We start from the raw sequence: 1,545 nt of genomic DNA on the forward strand, positions 1-1,545 counted from the left end.
ACCTCCTTGAAGCCTAGTCTTCCTTTTTAAGGGTTGCGCCTCTTCTTTACATCTATATGCGAATGAGCTGGATAGTACAAAAGTTACTGAATATCTAACGAGGTTGTATTGTTGTAAAGTAGAGAGGTTCTAGACTTTATCTGTAAATATATTAAAAGCTGGTGATTTTATGTTTTATGTTGGTATTGATATTGCTAAACAAAACCACGAAGCTTCTATTATTGATTCTAATGGTAAGCTTCTTGATAAAAGTATATCCTTTTCAAATTCTCAAGTAGGTTGCAATAAATTAATTGCCTTGCTTGAAAGATTTGAAGCTGATACTTCCAATACCGTTATTGGTATGGAGGCTACTGGTCATTATTGGGTTAGCCTTTATTCTTATCTATTGGATCTAGGGTTTACTGTTTATGTTATTAACCCTATTCAATCTGATGCATTTAGAAAGATGTATATTAGACAAACCAAGAATGACTCTAAGGATTCTTTTATCATTGCTCAAATTATGCGTTTCGGTGAATTTTCTACTACTTCTTTGGCTGATGAAGATATCATGGCTTTACGCCAATTATCTAGATACCGTCTCGCTTTAGTGGATGAATGTTCTGATTGGAAACGCAAGTGTATTGCTCTTTTAGATCAAGTTTTTCCTGAATACTCTAAGCTTTTTTCTGATACTTTTGGAGTAACTTCAAGGGAGCTACTCTCTAAATATCCTACTCCTGAAGATATGTTATCCATCGATACAGAGACTCTTTCCAAGCTTCTATCCGAAGCTAGTAGAGGACGTTTTGGTATTTCAAAAGCTTCTGAAATACAAGAGTCTGCTACTAATACTTTTGGTGTTAACTTTGCAAAAGATGCGTTTGCATTTCAAATTAAACAAATTATTGCTCAAATTAACTTTATCGAAGATCAACTTGAAGAACTTGAAACTGAAATTTCTACACTTCTTCACCAGACCAATTCAGTTATTACTACTATTACAGGTATTGGTGATGTTCTTGGTGCTATTATTATTGGGGAAATTGGTGATATTTCTCGTTTTGAATCTGCACCCCAACTTGTTGCCTATGCTGGTCTTGATGTAGCAGTAAAGCAATCTGGTGATTTTGTAGGAACACAGACTAAAATTTCTAAACGTGGTTCTCCATATCTTCGTAGAGCAATTTGGTTAGCTGCTACTGTTGCAGCTTTTAAAGATCCAGCCTTATCAGTCTATTATCAATCACTTAGGGCAAAAGGGAAACATCATTTAACTGCCATTGGAGCCGTTGCTAGAAAAATGTGCAATATTATCTTTGCAGTCCTTCGTGATAACAAACCTTACGAGCCTCACGTAAAGTAACTTACATAATTTAACTTAATTCTAGCCTAAATTTTTCCCTCTATATTTAGGTCTATTTGTTTTGCCTAATTTTACATAAGAATTTGTGGCATGTTCTGTCAAGTGATGTTTTACTCTTGACGGGTTCTGACAGAAATTCTATAATCGCAAAGGCAAAATAAATTAATTTATCTCTTGACTTTTAATAGCTGGTCTTA

1 protein-coding gene is annotated in these 1,545 nt (G+C 34.5%); it reads left to right on the forward strand.

Annotated features, from left to right (window positions below; all coding sequences use genetic code 11):
* The first annotated feature begins 169 nt into the window (after positions 1-169).
* Positions 170-1,348: an IS110 family RNA-guided transposase gene (locus E4100_RS09260; RefSeq protein ID WP_135271763.1), complete on the forward strand. Its 1,179-nt coding sequence runs from the start codon at positions 170-172 to the stop codon at positions 1,346-1,348.
* Positions 1,349-1,545: the final 197 nt, after the last annotated feature.

Origin of the sequence: Soehngenia longivitae (assembly GCF_004684055.1) — a bacterium.
Classification (GTDB): Bacteria; Bacillota; Clostridia; order Tissierellales; family Tissierellaceae; genus Soehngenia; species Soehngenia longivitae.